The 16231-nt window shown below is 41.0% G+C and carries 17 protein-coding genes; 16 read left to right on the top strand and 1 reads right to left on the bottom strand.

All coding sequences use genetic code 11. The features are described 5' to 3' along the window. The first annotated feature begins 5 nt into the window (after window positions 1-5). The 15 genes from AC3WTB_RS01320 to AC3WTB_RS01250 all read left to right on the top strand — a co-directional run bounded on the left by AC3WTB_RS01320 (window position 6) and on the right by AC3WTB_RS01250 (window position 14665). On the top strand, window positions 6-1235 hold the full coding sequence (locus AC3WTB_RS01320) for an endo-1,4-beta-xylanase (RefSeq protein WP_492333228.1): 1230 nt from the start codon (window positions 6-8) through the stop codon (window positions 1233-1235). Window positions 1236-1259: 24 nt separating this feature from the next. Further along, window positions 1260-2393, top strand: a complete 1134-nt coding sequence (locus AC3WTB_RS01315; RefSeq protein ID WP_492333227.1) for a glycoside hydrolase 5 family protein — start codon at window positions 1260-1262, stop codon at window positions 2391-2393. A 238-nt stretch (window positions 2394-2631) separates the two neighbouring features. Further along, window positions 2632-3105 carry a ribosome maturation factor RimP gene (gene rimP, locus AC3WTB_RS01310; RefSeq protein ID WP_003211398.1) on the top strand — a complete coding sequence of 158 codons (474 nt, stop codon included), beginning with the start codon at window positions 2632-2634 and terminating at the stop codon, window positions 3103-3105. A 32-nt stretch (window positions 3106-3137) separates the two neighbouring features. Beyond that, the gene (gene nusA / locus AC3WTB_RS01305) at window positions 3138-4253 is read left to right on the top strand and encodes a transcription termination factor NusA (protein ID WP_024424140.1); all 1116 of its coding nucleotides are present in this window, start codon (window positions 3138-3140) and stop codon (window positions 4251-4253) included. A gap of 15 nt (window positions 4254-4268) precedes the next feature. Beyond that, a complete protein-coding gene (gene rnpM / locus AC3WTB_RS01300) occupies window positions 4269-4553 on the top strand; it encodes an RNase P modulator RnpM (protein ID WP_024424139.1) in 285 nt (94 codons plus the stop codon). Then, window positions 4546-4848, top strand: coding sequence for a YlxQ family RNA-binding protein (locus AC3WTB_RS01295; protein ID WP_039178647.1), 303 nt, complete (start codon window positions 4546-4548; stop codon window positions 4846-4848). The genes rnpM and AC3WTB_RS01295 overlap by 8 nt, the downstream gene beginning before the upstream one ends. Before the next feature lie 19 nt (window positions 4849-4867). Next, entirely contained in the window at window positions 4868-6988 is a 2121-nt protein-coding gene (gene infB, locus AC3WTB_RS01290) for a translation initiation factor IF-2 (protein WP_039178650.1), read from the top strand. Beyond that, window positions 6985-7263, top strand: a complete 279-nt coding sequence (locus AC3WTB_RS01285; protein WP_024424137.1) for a DUF503 domain-containing protein — start codon at window positions 6985-6987, stop codon at window positions 7261-7263. The genes infB and AC3WTB_RS01285 overlap by 4 nt, the downstream gene beginning before the upstream one ends. A gap of 17 nt (window positions 7264-7280) precedes the next feature. Beyond that, on the top strand, window positions 7281-7631 hold the full coding sequence (gene rbfA / locus AC3WTB_RS01280; protein WP_492333226.1) for a 30S ribosome-binding factor RbfA: 351 nt from the start codon (window positions 7281-7283) through the stop codon (window positions 7629-7631). 68 nt (window positions 7632-7699) lie between these two features. Further along, window positions 7700-8629, top strand: coding sequence for a tRNA pseudouridine(55) synthase TruB (truB, locus tag AC3WTB_RS01275; RefSeq protein ID WP_268474366.1), 930 nt, complete (start codon window positions 7700-7702; stop codon window positions 8627-8629). A 17-nt stretch (window positions 8630-8646) separates the two neighbouring features. After that, window positions 8647-9612, top strand: a complete 966-nt coding sequence (gene ribF, locus AC3WTB_RS01270; protein ID WP_492333225.1) for a bifunctional riboflavin kinase/FAD synthetase — start codon at window positions 8647-8649, stop codon at window positions 9610-9612. 140 nt (window positions 9613-9752) lie between these two features. After that, window positions 9753-10022: a 30S ribosomal protein S15 gene (rpsO, locus tag AC3WTB_RS01265; RefSeq protein WP_008354438.1), complete on the top strand. Its 270-nt coding sequence runs from the start codon at window positions 9753-9755 to the stop codon at window positions 10020-10022. 181 nt (window positions 10023-10203) lie between these two features. Continuing rightward, on the top strand, window positions 10204-12321 hold the full coding sequence (gene pnp, locus AC3WTB_RS01260; protein WP_024424134.1) for a polyribonucleotide nucleotidyltransferase: 2118 nt from the start codon (window positions 10204-10206) through the stop codon (window positions 12319-12321). 124 nt (window positions 12322-12445) lie between these two features. Beyond that, on the top strand, window positions 12446-13399 hold the full coding sequence (locus AC3WTB_RS01255) for a polysaccharide deacetylase family protein (protein WP_039178663.1): 954 nt from the start codon (window positions 12446-12448) through the stop codon (window positions 13397-13399). Window positions 13400-13432: 33 nt separating this feature from the next. Beyond that, complete coding sequence (locus AC3WTB_RS01250; protein WP_041084832.1) at window positions 13433-14665, top strand: M16 family metallopeptidase; 1233 nt, start codon at window positions 13433-13435, stop codon at window positions 14663-14665. Window positions 14666-14715: 50 nt separating this feature from the next. On the opposite strand, the gene AC3WTB_RS01245 is transcribed toward AC3WTB_RS01250, so the two are convergent. After that, window positions 14716-14979 carry an acyl carrier protein gene (locus AC3WTB_RS01245; protein WP_064498454.1) on the bottom strand — a complete coding sequence of 88 codons (264 nt, stop codon included), beginning with the start codon at window positions 14977-14979 and terminating at the stop codon, window positions 14716-14718. 169 nt (window positions 14980-15148) lie between these two features. Here AC3WTB_RS01245 and AC3WTB_RS01240 point away from each other — a divergent pair, with 169 nt between their 5' ends. Further along, window positions 15149-16069: an aminoglycoside phosphotransferase family protein gene (locus AC3WTB_RS01240; RefSeq protein ID WP_492333224.1), complete on the top strand. Its 921-nt coding sequence runs from the start codon at window positions 15149-15151 to the stop codon at window positions 16067-16069. The last annotated feature ends 162 nt before the right edge of the window (window positions 16070-16231 follow it).

The raw sequence follows: 16231 nt of genomic DNA, 5'->3' as shown, positions 1-16231 counted from the left end.
TTTATATGGTCAAAGAAAGAAGTTTTCTTCATCATTCATTCAATAGGGGCGAAAATGGACAGGACAATCTGATGTGGAAAAAAGAGGCGGATGATCGAATCTCAGAGCATAGGCAAAGAGATCTTGTGATCAATGTGACAAACGATGAAAAAAAGCCAATAGCAGGTATAGAGGTTGAAATAAAGCAAATCAGACATGAATTCGCCTTTGGTTCAGCGATGAATGATCAAGTGTTATTTAATCAACAATATGCTGATTTTTTCGTGAAACATTTTAATTGGGCTGTTTTTGAAAATGAGGCAAAATGGTATGCGAATGAGCCTCAAAGAGGGAGAATCACCTACGAAAAAGCAGATGCGATGCTGAATTTTGCAGATCGACATCAGCTTCCAGTGAGAGGGCACGCTTTGTTTTGGGAGGTAGAGGATGCGAATCCAAGCTGGCTAAGGTCACTCCCGAATCACGAAGTATATGAAGCCATGAAAAACCGGCTTGAGCATGCGGGTAATCACTTTAAGGGAAGGTTCCGTCATTGGGATGTAAACAATGAAATGATGCATGGTTCATTTTTTAAAGATCGCTTTGGGAAAAATATTTGGAAGTGGATGTATGAAGAAACGAAAAAAATTGACCCTCAAGCACTATTGTTTGTAAATGATTATAATGTGATCTCATATGGTGAACACCATGCCTATAAAGCGCATATCAATGAACTGCGTCAGTTAGGCGCACCTATTGAGGCGATTGGAGTTCAAGGCCATTTTGAAGAACGGGTCGATCCAGTCATTGTCAAAGAGAGACTCGATGTGCTTGCTGAGCTAGGTCTTCCAATATGGGTCACAGAGTACGATTCGGTTCACCCTGACCCTAATCGAAGAGCGGATAACCTGGAAGCTTTATATCGCGTCGCATTTAGTCATCCAGCCGTAAAAGGAGTGCTGATGTGGGGATTTTGGGCAGGTGCCCATTGGAGAGGGGAAAATGCAGCCATCGTGAATTATGATTGGTCTTTAAATGAAGCAGGAAGACGTTATGAAAAGCTTCTAAATGAGTGGACGACCCAAAGAGTTGAAAAAACAGATGCTAATGGCCATGTGAGATGTCCAGCATTTCATGGAACATATGAGATTCGAATCGGTAAAGAAAGTAAAATGTTGAAACAGCAGACGATTGAACTTGATTCAAATGAACAAACACCATTTCAACTAGATGTGATCTTGCCTCAAGAAGGATAGAGATAGATTGTGAGGAGAATGTAAATGAAAAAGTGGGCTCAAAGAGTGTCTTGTTTCATACTTGTGGCCGCTATATGGTCCGGCTGGTTTTCTCTTACGATTAAAGCCGCCGCTTATGTGCAGACGTCTGGTACACAATTTACGCTGAACAATCAACCATTTTACTTCGCCGGCACAAATAATTACTATTTCCATTACAAATCTAAAAAGATGGTAGATGCAGTGTTCGATGATATGAAAGCAATGAATTTAAAGGTCATACGGATTTGGGGCTTTCACGACGGGGCCCCTCAAGAAAACTCAGTCTTACAATCTAGTCCAGGCGTCTATGAAGAATCGGGTTTTCAAAAACTAGATTATGCGATTTATAAAGCAGGCCAGGAAGGAATAAAGCTTGTCATCCCACTAGTGAACAATTGGGATGACTTCGGCGGTATGAATCAATATGTGAAGTGGTTCGGGGCAGGATCGCATGATGCCTTTTATACAGATCCTCGTATTCAAAAAGCTTACAAAAATTATGTCCGCTATGTATTAGAAAGAACCAATACGTATACAGGTGTTCAATATAAAGACGATCCAGCTATTATGACGTGGGAATTAGCCAACGAGCCGCGGATGCAGTCAGATCCAACGGGAAATGTACTAGTCAAATGGGCAGATGAAATGAGTACATGGATCAAATCGCTTGATCGTCACCATCTTGTTGCAGTAGGAGATGAAGGATTCTTTCGTATACCAGGACATGAAGATTGGTTTTACGGAGGAGGGGAAGGCGTCGATTGGGACCGTCTAACATCTCTTCCTCATATCGATTATGGAACCTATCATTTGTACCCAGATCACTGGAACAAGTCTGCTGTCTGGGGAGTGAAATGGATTGAAGACCATATCACCCGCGGAAATTCAATCGGAAAACCAGTTGTGCTAGAAGAGTTTGGCTATCAGAATCAATCAGCTCGTCCCGACGTATATCAAAGCTGGCTGTCAGCGGTAGAGCGGCTTGGAGGGGCTGGCAGTCAATTTTGGATTTTAACAAGCATTCAGGACGATGACTCGCTCTATCCGGATTATGATGGATTCCGCATCATAAAAGGGAGCAGGGAGGCAGCACTTATCAGTGAACATGCGAAAAGAATGAATGAAAAAAACCGATGATGAATGCCTGCTGAATAAGGAACTTCATTTGCATAAAAAAATTGGATATGGTATAGTTTTTATGGAAATGCTAACGATTACCGAGACAAGAGTGGGGAAACCCGCTCTTTTGTATTGAACAGGCAATTTTTGTCTCGACATTATTCATCCGTTTTCTGCTCCCCCTGCTCACATAAAGCAGGGTTTTTATGCAGAATGATTGATAAGAGCGTTTATCGAAAGCACAAGGAGGAAGAGAATGAGCAAAAAAGTAGTGGATGTCGTAAGCGAAATGGTGCAGCCAATTTTAGATGGCTTACAGCTTGAACTCGTTGATGTTGAATTTGTCAAAGAGGGTCAAAACTGGTTCCTTCGCGTGTTTATTGACTCTGATAAAGGTGTCGATATCGAAGAGTGTGCCAAAGTGAGCGAAGCCTTGAGCGAAAAGCTTGATGAGGCAGATCCGATTAGCCAAAACTACTTTCTTGAAGTGTCCTCTCCTGGAGCGGAGCGCCCATTAAAGAAAAAAGCTGATTTTGAAAAAGCACTTGGAAAAAATGTTTTCATGAAAACATATGAACCAATTGATGGTGAAAAAGCATTTGAAGGTGAGCTTACAAGCTTTGATGGTGAGATTGCAACAGTGACAGTGAAGATCAAGACAAGAAAGAAAGAGATCAATATTCCATACGAAAAAATAGCTAACGCAAGATTAGCAGTTTCGTTCAATTAACCTTTTCATTGATATAAGGGGGAACCATAAAAATGAGTAGTGAGTTGTTAGATGCCCTGACTGTTCTTGAGAAAGAGAAGGGTATTAGTAAAGAAATTATAATTGAAGCGATAGAAGCTGCACTCATTTCTGCATATAAGCGTAATTTTAATCAAGCACAAAATGTTCGTGTTGATTTAAACCGCGAAACGGGAACGATTCGTGTGTTCGCAAGAAAAGATGTTGTAGATGAAGTGTACGATTCTCGCCTTGAAATCTCTGTAGATGATGCAGCCAATATTAACCCGAATTACATGGTGGGTGACGTCGTTGAGATTGAAGTCACACCAAAAGACTTCGGGCGCATTGCAGCTCAGACAGCGAAACAAGTTGTGACGCAGCGAGTGAGAGAAGCAGAGCGTGGTGTGATCTACACTGAGTTTATCGACCGCGAGGAAGACATTATGACGGGAATCGTTCAGCGAATTGACAGTAAATTCATTTACGTGTCACTTGGCAAAATCGAAGCCCTTCTTCCTGTCAATGAACAAATGCCAAATGAAGAATACAAACCTCATGACCGCATTAAAGTGTTCATTACAAAAGTAGAAAAAACAACAAAAGGGCCACAAATTTATGTGTCTAGAACACATCCAGGTCTTTTAAAGCGTTTATTTGAAATTGAAGTACCAGAAATTTATGATGGTACTGTAGAGCTTAAATCGGTTGCTAGAGAAGCTGGGGACCGTTCTAAAATATCTGTTCGTACAGATGATCCTGATGTTGATCCAGTTGGCTCCTGTGTTGGACCAAAAGGCCAGCGTGTACAAGCAATTGTCAATGAGCTAAAAGGCGAAAAAATTGATATTGTCCATTGGTCTAATGACCCGGTTGAATTTGTTGCCAATGCGCTGAGTCCATCAAAAGTACTTGATGTCATTGTGAATGAAGAAGACAAGGCGACAACAGTCATTGTCCCTGATTATCAGCTATCATTAGCGATTGGTAAAAGAGGTCAAAATGCTCGTCTTGCAGCGAAGCTGACCAGCTGGAAAATCGACATTAAAAGCGAAACAGATGCAAGGGAACTCGGTATTTTCCCAAGAACTGAAGACTCTGAATCTCTTTTCTTAGAGGCTGAACCAGTAGCTGAGGAATCTGACGAATAAGAGGTGATATAAAAGGTGAAAAGCCGAAAAAAAATCCCGCTTAGAAAATGCGTCGTGACGGGAGAAATGAAACCAAAGAAAGAACTGATCCGTGTTGTTCGTTCGAAAGAAGGAGAAGTGTCTGTTGACGCTACCGGAAAAATGAACGGACGCGGAGCTTACCTTTCTCTCGATAAAGAAACCATTCTTGCGGCAAAGAACAAACGCAGTTTACAGCAGCAATTTCAGACACAGATTGACGAACACATATTTGAAGAATTACTAGAACTAGCTGAAAAGGTGAAAAAACCTAATGAATGAATCTGAATGGTATCCTTTGCTTGGTCTAGCAAATCGAGCTCGTAAAGTCGTGTCAGGAGAAGATCTGGTGATCAAAGAAATTAGACATGCGCGTGCTAAGCTGGTTCTTCTTGCAGCAGATGCCTCACCTAACACAGAAAAAAAGGTATCTGACAAATGCAAATTTTATAATGTTCCGGTTAGAAAAGTTGAAGACCGTTCCGTTCTCGGACGTTCTATTGGGAAAGAAGCTCGCGTAGTTGTCGCTGTCACTGACCAAGGCTTCGCTAAGAAGCTCATAAGCTTGCTCGATTAATTTATTTGGGGGTGAACGAATGGCTAAAGTGAGAGTATATGAATACGCAAAAGCCATAGATGTTTCAAGTAAAGATATTATAGCAGCGCTTAAGGATATGAACGTGGAAGTGAACAACCACATGGCGACGCTTGAAGACGACACTGTGAAAAAGCTAGACGCTATCTATAAAAAAGCCAAAGCAAAAGAGACAACTAACGAGAAACCCGCAGAACAAAAAAAACAATCATCTAACAAAAACAATGATAGAAAGAAGAATGACGTGCAGAATAATCAATTTAATAAAAACAAAAAAAACAACAACCAAAACAAAAACAAAAATAAACGCGGTGGAAATAACAAACCGCAGCATCAGCAAGCTAGACCTGTGAAGCCTAAAAAAGAGCTTCCTGAAAAAATTGAATTTACAAATTCAATGACCGTCGGCCAGCTGGCTGATGAGCTTGGAAAAGAAACAGCTGAAATCATCAAAAAGCTGATGATGCTTGGTGTTATGGCAACGATCAACCAAGAACTTGACAAAGATACAGTTGAATTAATCGCTTCTGAATATGGTGTTCCAGTAGAGGAAGTCATTATTTTAGAAGAAACTGAACTTGAAAAGTATGAAGTTGAAGATAAAGAAGAAGATATGCAAGTACGCCCTCCAGTTGTAACGATCATGGGACACGTTGACCACGGGAAAACAACTCTTCTTGACAGCATTCGTAAGACAAAAGTCGTCGAAGGTGAAGCAGGTGGAATCACGCAGCATATCGGTGCATACCAAATCGAAGAAAACGGCAAAAAAATTACGTTCCTTGATACACCTGGACACGCAGCATTTACAACGATGCGTGCACGTGGTGCCGAAGTAACCGATACGACAATTCTGGTTGTTGCAGCAGATGATGGTGTCATGCCGCAAACAATTGAAGCGATTAACCATGCGAAAGCGGCAGAAGTGCCAATCATTGTCGCTGTCAATAAAATTGACAAACCAACAGCAAACCCTGACCGCGTGATGCAGGAATTAACTGAGCATGGTCTTGTACCAGAAGCTTGGGGCGGGGAAACGATCTTCGTGCCACTATCTGCAAAAACAGGTGAAGGCATTGACGAATTGATCGAAATGATCCTTCTTGTCAGCGAAGTAGCAGAATTGAAAGCCAACCCAAATCGTGCGGCAAAAGGGACTGTTATCGAGGCTGAGCTTGATAAAGGAAGAGGTTCTGTTGCAACCCTTCTTGTTCAAACAGGTACACTTCAAGTAGGTGACCCAATCGTTGTCGGAAATACATTTGGCCGTGTACGTGCAATGGTCAATGATATCGGCCGCCGCGTGAAAACAGCAGGACCATCTACACCTGTTGAAATCACTGGTTTAAACGATGTACCAAATGCAGGGGATCAGTTCCTCGTATTCAAAGATGAAAAAACAGCTCGTCAAGTTGGTGAGGCGCGTGCTTCTAAACAGCTGGACGAACAGCGTTCAGACAAAGCAAAATTATCTCTAGACGACCTATTTGAGCAAATCAAACAAGGTGACGTAAAAGATATCAACTTGATCGTAAAAGCAGACGTACAAGGCTCTGCTGAAGCATTAACGGCAGCTCTACAAAAAATTGAAGTCGAAGGCGTAAAAGTGAAAATCATCCATACGGGTGTTGGAGCGATTACAGAATCAGATATCATTTTAGCAAGTGCTTCTAATGCCATCGTGATCGGCTTTAACGTACGTCCTGATGGAAATGCGAAGAGCACAGCTGAGACTGAAAACGTTGATATCCGCTTGCACCGCATTATCTATAAAGTCATCGATGAAATTGAAGCTGCGATGAAAGGAATGCTTGACCCTGAATATGAAGAAAAAGTCATCGGTCAAGTTGAAGTTCGTCAAACGTTCAAAGTATCTAAAATCGGTACAATTGCTGGCGGCTATGTAACTGAAGGAACGATTACAAGAGATAGCGGAATCCGCTTAATCCGTGACGGCGTTGTTATTTTCGAAGGCGAAGTTGACGTATTAAAACGATTTAAAGATGATGTGAAAGAAGTTTCACAAGGCTATGAATGTGGTATTACCATTAAGAAATACAATGATATCCGTGAAGGTGATGTTATGGAATCATTCGTTATGCAAGAAATCGAAAGAAAATGATCGGTTATACCGAATGTGAGTGTATGATCTATGATGCATCCTCACTGAAGGAAAAACGTGCGGTTCTTCAGCGTATATTGACAAGAACGCGTCATAAATTCAATGTAACCATTGCTGAAATGGATTACCAGGATACATGGCAGCGTACATCAATTGGAATCGCCGTGATTTCCTCATCTCGGGTTCAAGTGGAAAAGGAACTTCAGCGTGTATTAAGCTTTATCGATTCTTTTCCAGAAATTGAACGAACGATCACGAAAACTGAGTGGTTTTAATTAGAGGTGATAAGATCATGAGTATGAGAGCAACCCGTGTGGGTGAGCAAATGAAAAAAGAATTGGGCGACATCCTAGGCAGAAAGCTAAAAGATCCAAGAATCGGCTTTTTGACTGTAACCGATGTCGAAGTATCCGGTGATTTGCAAATTGCCAAAGTCTACATTTCTGTTCTTGGCGACGAGAAGAAAAGAGAGGAAACCTTAAAAGGCCTTACAAAGGCTAAAGGGTACATCCGCTCTGAAATTGGCAATCGAATCAGACTTCGCAAAACACCAGAACTTCATTTTGAATTCGACGAATCCGTAGATTACGGAAACCGAATTGAAAGCCTGATTGCTGAATTAAACACAAAAGATCACGAATAAGACGTTGAAATAAGGATAGGCGATGATCGTCTGTCCTTTTTCATCGTTTATGAAAGGAGAGAACGCAGATGATAAATGGTGTTCTTTTATTACATAAAGAAAGAGGTATGACTTCCCACGACTGTGTGTTTAAGGTAAGAAAAATATTGCACACAAAAAAAGTCGGACATACAGGCACCCTCGACCCAGAGGTTTCAGGTGTTCTGCCTATTTGTATCGGAAGAGCAACGAAGATTGTAGAATACTTAACAGATAAATCAAAAACGTATGATGCAGAAATCACGATTGGCTTTTCTACAACAACAGAAGACCAAACAGGTGAGATCGTAGAAGAAAAAAAAGTGGAAAAACCGATCTCAGAAAAAGACATTGATGCGGCGCTGAAGCAGTTTGAAGGAACTATTGAACAAATTCCTCCCATGTTTTCTGCTGTGAAAATTGGCGGGAAAAAGCTCTATGAATATGCTAGAGAAGGCATTGAAATTGAGCGGCCGGCCCGTAAAATTACTATTCACCGTATCGAGCGGACTACACCTGTCACATATGAGGATGGCAGCGTGTCATTTAGATTCACCGTACTATGCTCAAAGGGAACATATGTGAGAACTTTAGCAGTTGATATCGGGAAGAAACTAGGGTTTCCAGCCCACATGTCACATCTCATTCGTACAGGATCTGGTGATTTTACACTTGATGAATGTATCACGCTGGATGAGCTGCGAGAGATAAGCGAGGAAGGAACTGTAGATGAGCACCTTGTCCCGATCGAGCGTGCGCTCAATCATTTGCCGAAATGGGAGATAAATGATACATTAGCAAGTAAAGTGGAAAACGGTGCAGTCCTGCCAATGCCTGATGAATTTGCTCATTTCGCAGAGGAGGATCGTGTCGCTGTTTTTGCTCCTTCAGGTCGTTGTCTGGCGATATATATGAAGCACCCGACCAAACCGAACCTGATGAAGCCGGCGAAGATCTTATCTCAGGACAAGCAATCTTAAAGAAAAGGTGACATCTCGTGAAGACTATACATATTTCACACCCACATACATTGAATCAAAAGGATCAAGTCCCGTCTGTCATGGCTTTAGGGTACTTTGACGGTGTTCACCTCGGGCATCAAAAAGTCATTGATGAAGCAAGAAGCATTGCGAAAAAAGAAGGATTGGCCTTAGCGGTCATGACCTTTCATCCGCATCCATCACATGTTTTGCAAAAGGCAAGGGAACCAAAAGACTTAATTACACCGCTTGAGGATAAAATTGATTTCATCGAACAGCTGGGCGCTGACTATTTATACATCGTACAATTCAGCGAGAGCTTTGCAGCTCTATCTCCTCAAGAGTTTGTGGATCAATATTTGGATGAATTGAATGTGAAGCACGCAGTAGCGGGGTTTGATTTTACGTTTGGCCGTTTTGGTGCAGGCACAATGGAAACGTTCGATGAATACGGAAAAGGCCGTATCACGGCAACCATCGTCCCTAAGCTGTCCAATCAAGATCGAAAAGTCAGCTCCACTCTCATCCGTTCTGCATTAAAGAATGGGGATGTTGAATATGTGAGCGAGCTTTTAGGAAAACCTTATCAGCTTCGCGGCATTGTCATCCATGGAGACAAACGCGGACGGACGATCGGATTTCCGACAGCTAATGTCGGCTTATCTGCTGAATACATTATTCCGCCAACAGGGGTATATGCTGTAAGAGCAGAAGTGAAAGGCAAAGTATATGACGGCGTTTGTAATGTTGGGTATAAACCAACATTTTATGAAAAGCGACCTGATCAGCCTGCCATTGAAGTAAACCTCTTTGATTTCAACGAAGAAATATATGGCCAGCCGATTAAATTACAATGGTTCAAGCGCATTCGCAGTGAACGTAAATTTAACGGAATTCAGGAGCTGACGGCTCAAATTAGTCAAGATAAAGAAGAAGCGATTCAGTTTTTTCAAGATCAACACAAGCAAACAAAAAAAATATAGAAAAACTGCTCTACCATTTGCAAATTTAGCATATTTTTAGTATGATAATTCCTGTAGCTTTAAAACCACTTACTTGGCAGGCCGACTTCACCGACGGTTGCGAGGTAGATGGGGCTAACATGATTTGGAGGTGAAACAGGATGGCAATTACTCAAGAGCGTAAAACGCAATTAATTAATGAGTTCAAAACACACGAATCTGATACTGGATCTCCAGAAGTTCAGATCGCTGTCCTAACAGAATCAATTAACAACTTGAACGAGCATTTACGTACTCATAAGAAAGATCACCACTCACGTCGCGGTCTTTTGAAAATGGTAGGTAGACGTCGTAATCTTCTTACGTATCTACGTAATAAAGACGTAACTCGTTACCGTGAGTTAATTAACAAACTAGGCTTACGTCGATAATCGTAAAAAGCGGGAGGATTCCCGCTTTTTTATCGTATAATCACTAATATTTTATGGTTAAAATGTTGAAAGAATGGCAAAAACCCTTCTACATACAGCTTTCACATTGATATGTGAAAATCATTTTGTTCATAATAAGAACTAACTAAAACTTTACGATAAGAGAGGAGTTTATCTCAGAATGGGACAAGAGAAACATGTCTTCACCATAGACTGGGCTGGACGTCAACTGACAGTTGAAACTGGCCAGCTTGCAAAGCAAGCAAACGGAGCGGTCCTCGTACGCTACGGAGATACGGCTGTGCTTAGCTCAGCAACAGCTTCTAAAGAACCAAAACCACTTGATTTCTTCCCGCTCACTGTGAACTACGAAGAAAGACTATACGCAGTAGGTAAAATTCCTGGCGGCTTCATTAAAAGAGAAGGTCGTCCAAGTGAAAAGGCGATCCTTGCAAGCCGCTTAATTGACAGACCAATTCGTCCGCTGTTTGCAGATGGATTTAGAAACGAAGTACAAGTTATTAGTATCGTCATGAGTGTGGATCAAGATTGCTCATCTGAAATGGCTGCAATGTTTGGCTCATCTTTAGCTTTATGTGTGTCTGACATTCCATTTGAGGGACCAATCGCCGGCGTTACAGTAGGACGAGTGGATGGAAAGCTCATCATTAACCCAAATGTGGAGCAGCTTGAACAAAGTGACATCAATCTTGTGGTTGCTGGAACAAAAGATGCGATCAACATGGTAGAAGCTGGTGCTGATGAAGTACCGGAAGAAACAATGCTTGAAGCGATCATGTACGGTCACCAAGAAATCAAACGCTTAATCGAATTCCAAGAAGAAATTGTGAAGGCAGTCGGTAAAGAAAAAATCGATATTCCTTTATATGAAGTAGATCAAACGTTAGCAGACGAAGTAAAAGCCCTTGCTGAAGCAGACCTGCTGAAAGCGATTCAAGTACATGAGAAGCATGCGCGTGAGGATGCAATCAGTGCTGTGAAAAAAGCTGTAGTCGAGAAGTTTGAAGCAGAAGAACGTGACGAAGCAACGATTAAACAAGCGAAAGATGTATTAAATAAGCTTGTCAAAAACGAAGTTCGCCGTCTGATCACTGAAGAGAAAGTACGTCCAGATGGACGCGGAGTAGATCAAATCCGTCCACTTTCTTCAGAAGTAGGACTCCTGCCAAGAACGCACGGTTCAGGCTTATTTACAAGAGGACAAACACAGGCGCTTAGTATTTGTACATTAGGTGCACTGGGCGATGTGCAAATTCTTGATGGTCTAGGTGTTGAAGAATCAAAACGCTTCATGCACCATTACAACTTCCCGCAATTCAGTGTTGGTGAGACAGGTCCAATGCGCGGTCCAGGCCGCCGTGAGATCGGACATGGCGCACTAGGTGAACGTGCACTAGAACCAGTAATTCCATCCGAAAAAGATTTCCCTTATACGGTTCGCCTTGTTTCAGAGGTATTAGAATCAAACGGGTCTACTTCACAAGCAAGTATTTGCGCAAGCACACTTGCGATGATGGATGCGGGTGTTCCAATTAAAGCACCAGTTGCAGGGATTGCAATGGGACTTGTGAAATCAGGGGAATACTACACAGTGCTGACAGACATTCAAGGAATGGAAGATGCACTTGGAGATATGGACTTTAAAGTTGCAGGTACATCAAAAGGTGTCACAGCACTTCAAATGGACATCAAAATCGATGGTCTATCAAAAGACATCTTAGAAGAAGCTCTTCAACAAGCGAAAAAAGGAAGAATGGAAATCCTAGACAGCATGCTGTCAACGATTCCTGCTTCTAGAGGAGAATTGTCTCGTTATGCACCAAAAATCTTAACGATGACAATCAATCCGGATAAAATTCGCGATGTCATTGGACCAAGCGGTAAACAAATCAATAAAATCATTGAAGATACCGGTGTGAAAATCGATATTGAACAAGATGGTACAATCTTTATTTCTTCTACAGAAGAAGATATGAACCAAAAAGCGAAGAAAATCATTGAAGATCTTGTGAGAGAAGTTGAAGTAGGACAGCTTTACCTAGGTAAAGTCAAACGCATTGAAAAATTCGGTGCCTTCCTTGAAATCTTCAGTGGAAAAGATGGACTTGTTCATATTTCTGAGCTTGCGCTTGAGCGTGTGGGCAAAGTAGAAGATGTTGTGAAACTTGGCGATGAATTACTTGTCAAGGTCACTGAAATCGATAAACAAGGCCGTGTGAACCTTTCTCGGAAAGCTGTTTTACGTGAAGAAAAGGAAAAAGAAGAAAAGCAGTCTTAATGAGATCAAATAAAATGTGTTAGAAGCCAGGTATCCGTGCCAGGCTTCTTTCTTTTCTTGCGCTAACAATAGTTCTAGCTTGTTTCTCCCCATCATAATTTGTGGTAAAGGGGAGGGACAACCATTGAAAAAAACGTTACCATTCATTGTGTTTGTATTTTTACTGCTCGTGTCATATCAAACGATGAAGCAGCCGGCTGCTGTTACATATATTGAATCAATGAAAGAGCATGCCGAGGTAGCATCTGTTTCAAAAGATATTTTATATCAGGAGATTGAATCGAAGTCTTCTGACTATGAAGTAAAGGCGCAAAATGCTAAGATTGATAAAGTGTGGAAAAAGATACCTGGCTTAAATGGACAGACAGTTGATATCGATGCCTCTTATGAAAAAATGAAGAAACAGGGGTCATTCGATGAAAAGCTGCTTGTTTTGAATGAAACAAAACCATCTATTCATTTACATGAGCTTGGTGCTGAGCCCATTTATAAAGGCCATCCAGATAAAAAAATGAATGCATTCCTCATCAACGTAGCTTGGGGTGACGAGCATTTAATTAACATGTTAAAGACGCTGGAAAAGCATCAAGTCAAGGCGACCTTTTTCTTAGAAGGCAAATGGGTGAAAAAAAGCACAGAGCTTGCTAAAAAAATCGTGGCAGATGGTCATGAAATTGGAAATCATTCATACAATCACCCAGATATGCGCACACTGACAAGAGAACGAGCATTAGAGCAGATAACGAAAACAAATCGCCAAATTGAAGAATCCCTTGGGAAGAAACCAAAATGGTTTGCGCCTCCAAGCGGCAGCTTTAAAGAAGAAACAGTTAAGCTTGCCAAACAAGAAGGCATGGAAACCATTATGTGGACAGTAGACACCATCGACTGGCAAAAGCCATCACCGGCTATTTTACAAAAGCGGGTGCTTGGGAAAATTCACAATGGGGCGATGATATTAATGCATCCAACAGATGCAACGGCGAAAAGTCTTGACGCACTTATCACTCAAATCAAAGAAAGAGGATATGAATTAGGGACGGTTTCTGACCTCCTAAGTGAAAAAAGACATCCGTGATGCGATCTGTTTGTTGAATAGGAGGAGCAAAACTTGGTCAAAACGTATACTTGCCAAAACGGAGTAAGAATTGTACTCGAAAACAATCCCACTGTAAGGTCTGTCGCAATTGGCGTCTGGATTGGAACAGGCTCTAGACATGAGACACCTGAAATTAATGGAATCTCACACTTTTTAGAGCATATGTTCTTTAAAGGGACAAAGACAAGATCTGCACGTGATATCGCAGAATCCTTTGACCGCATTGGTGGTCAAGTGAATGCCTTTACATCAAAAGAATACACTTGCTACTATGCAAAGGTGCTTGATTCACATGCTGGCTACGCCCTCGATGTATTAAGCGACATGTTCTTTCACTCTGCTTTTGATGAAGAAGAGCTGAAAAAAGAAAAAAATGTGGTGTACGAAGAAATTAAAATGTATGAGGATACACCTGATGACATCGTTCATGATTTATTAAGCAAAGCCATTTATGGTGAACATTCATTAGGATATCCGATTTTAGGAACAGAGGAAACACTTTCTACATTTAACGGAGACTCACTTAGAAAATATATGGATGAATTCTACACGCCGGACCGCGTTGTGATCTCTGTTGCAGGGAACGTAGATGAGACCTTTATTCGTGAGGTTGAAAAGCTATTCGGCTCTTATGAAGGAAAAGGGAAAAAGCAGCCTGTCGAAGCTCCAGCATTTCATTATGACAAGCTCACACGCAAAAAGGAAACGGAACAAGCGCACCTATGCCTGGGCTTTAATGGCCTTCCAGCGGGAGATAAAGGCATCTATGACTTAATCGTCTTAAATAATGTTCTTGGCGGAAGCATGAGCAGCCGGTTATTCCAAGATGTAAGAGAGGACAAAGGACTTGCTTATTCCGTCTTCAGCTATCACAGTTCATTTGCAGATAATGGAATGCTGACGATTTATGGCGGAACTGGGGCGAAGCAGCTAAACCTGCTCTCTGAGACCATCTTACAAACATTAGACGTCTTAAAGCGTGAGGGAATCACGCAGAAAGAACTAGAGAACTCTAAAGAGCAAATGAAAGGCAACCTTATGCTGAGCCTTGAAAGCACAAACAGCAAAATGAGCCGAAACGGTAAAAACGAACTGCTCCTTGGCAAACATCGGACACTCGATGAAATTATTGACGAAATCAACAGCGTCACATTAGACGGCGTGAATAACTTATCTAAACGCATCTTTACAGAAGATTATGCGCTCTCGCTTATTAGTCCGACGGGTGATGTACCTTCTGCTTAAACAAAAAAGGCATGTCTTTTAAAGAGATGCCTTTTTTTCATGCAAAAAGATTAATCAGCTAACTTGTTTTGCAGCTGATGAACAATTTTATTGATTGTCGAAAAGTGCTCTGTCAGTAATTCCTCATCTGCAAATTGAATATCAAAAACCTCTTCTAATTCCAATATGAGTGAAACTGCTTTAATTGAATCGAGACCGTGATTTGTTAATTCTTCATCTGCACCAATAGAAATCTTGCTGCTATCATCCAAAGAACGCAGAACCAAATCTTTTACTTGACTTGAAAGTGAAAGGACATCCGTAGGTTCATTCATCTGCAACGCTCCCTTTTACAAATTTTCTATCATTTACATAAATTAACTATATTAGAATGGAAAAACATTGTAAAGCAGTTTCGACATAAATAGGAATTGTTAATCATTCTATTCAAATGAAATATTTGGTAGAGTGAGAAGAAAAGAGACTGGAAGGATGAATGAATCCATGAATAAAACAGACCTTATGCAGCACATTCCTTTATTAAAAGAAGCGGTCAGAATAGACCAGATTGATAAAGGGTATTCACGAGATGAAAAATGGGTCATGACTACCGTATCAGGTGAAAAATATGTCCTTCGATTCACAGAACAAGACCAGTATGACAAAATAAAGACGCAGTTTGAGCTGCTATATGAATTAAGACGTCACGGTGTTCAGTGTGCTGATCCAGTGGACATCGGTGTTCTAGAAGCAAAACAGCAAGTGTACTATATTTTATCGTTTATAGAAGGCCAGGAAGCAAAAGAAATCATGGGTCAGTTAACTGAAGAAAAGCAGTATGCTCTCGGGGTAAGTGCAGGTCAGGATTTGCGAAATATGCATAAATATCCGGCACCTTCACACATCGAACCTTGGGAAGATCGTGTCATTAAAAAGTATCATCGATATTTAACTGCTTACCGGGAAAGCGGCATCTCCCTTGAAGGGGATGAAAAAGTGGCTCAGTTTATAGCCAAGCACATAGATATTGTGAAAGGCAGACCTAATCAATTTCAGCACGATGATTTTCATTTAGGGAACATTATAGTAAACGATAATAAATATGCAGGTGTCATTGATTTTAACAATTTTGATTGGGGAGATCCCATTCACGATTTTTATAAAGTAGCTCTTTTCAGCAGAGAAACAAGTGAAGCCTTTTCGGCAGGTCAAATTAATGGATATTTTGATGGGAACATCCCAGATGATTTTTGGCTGCTTTACTCTGTTTATGTCGCAATGAGTATCTTCTCATCAATTATGTGGGTCATTAAATTCGATCCGGGTCAAATGGATGAGATGATTGAAAGACTAGAAAATGTGCTAAAAGATCATCATTATTTTGATCAAATAGAGCCTGAGTGGTATACGCGTATCACTAGATAACAGTGAAATATAGGACGATTAGGCGGTGATGGAAGTCACTGTCTTTTTTGTTATAATGATACAAATTACACATTGTCATGACTAAAAACATTTTATATAATCCAAACAAGGATCGAAAAAGATGTAAAAAAATTCCGTTTTTTGTTGAAAAAGAGCAAAAGG

It is taken from the genome of Bacillus sp. EB106-04-04-XG123, from assembly GCF_058791855.1.
The sequence above is the reverse complement of the archived record's forward strand: the minus strand, read 5'-3'. Positions and strand labels throughout refer to the sequence as shown.

What these genes read in the sequence shown, in the direction of transcription:
- AC3WTB_RS01320 (WP_492333228.1), top strand. Translation starts at nt 6, where the DNA reads ATGGTCAAAGAAAGAAGTTTTCTTCATCATTCATTCAATAGGGGCGAA.
- AC3WTB_RS01315 (WP_492333227.1), top strand. Translation starts at nt 1,260, where the DNA reads ATGAAAAAGTGGGCTCAAAGAGTGTCTTGTTTCATACTTGTGGCCGCT.
- rimP (WP_003211398.1), top strand. Translation starts at nt 2,632, where the DNA reads ATGAGCAAAAAAGTAGTGGATGTCGTAAGCGAAATGGTGCAGCCAATT.
- nusA (WP_024424140.1), top strand. Translation starts at nt 3,138, where the DNA reads ATGAGTAGTGAGTTGTTAGATGCCCTGACTGTTCTTGAGAAAGAGAAG.
- AC3WTB_RS01295 (WP_039178647.1), top strand. Translation starts at nt 4,546, where the DNA reads ATGAATGAATCTGAATGGTATCCTTTGCTTGGTCTAGCAAATCGAGCT.
- infB (WP_039178650.1), top strand. Translation starts at nt 4,868, where the DNA reads ATGGCTAAAGTGAGAGTATATGAATACGCAAAAGCCATAGATGTTTCA.
- AC3WTB_RS01285 (WP_024424137.1), top strand. Translation starts at nt 6,985, where the DNA reads ATGATCGGTTATACCGAATGTGAGTGTATGATCTATGATGCATCCTCA.
- rbfA (WP_492333226.1), top strand. Translation starts at nt 7,281, where the DNA reads ATGAGTATGAGAGCAACCCGTGTGGGTGAGCAAATGAAAAAAGAATTG.
- truB (WP_268474366.1), top strand. Translation starts at nt 7,700, where the DNA reads ATGATAAATGGTGTTCTTTTATTACATAAAGAAAGAGGTATGACTTCC.
- rpsO (WP_008354438.1), top strand. Translation starts at nt 9,753, where the DNA reads ATGGCAATTACTCAAGAGCGTAAAACGCAATTAATTAATGAGTTCAAA.
- pnp (WP_024424134.1), top strand. Translation starts at nt 10,204, where the DNA reads ATGGGACAAGAGAAACATGTCTTCACCATAGACTGGGCTGGACGTCAA.
- AC3WTB_RS01245 (WP_064498454.1), bottom strand. Translation starts at nt 14,979, where the DNA reads ATGAATGAACCTACGGATGTCCTTTCACTTTCAAGTCAAGTAAAAGAT.
- AC3WTB_RS01240 (WP_492333224.1), top strand. Translation starts at nt 15,149, where the DNA reads ATGAATAAAACAGACCTTATGCAGCACATTCCTTTATTAAAAGAAGCG.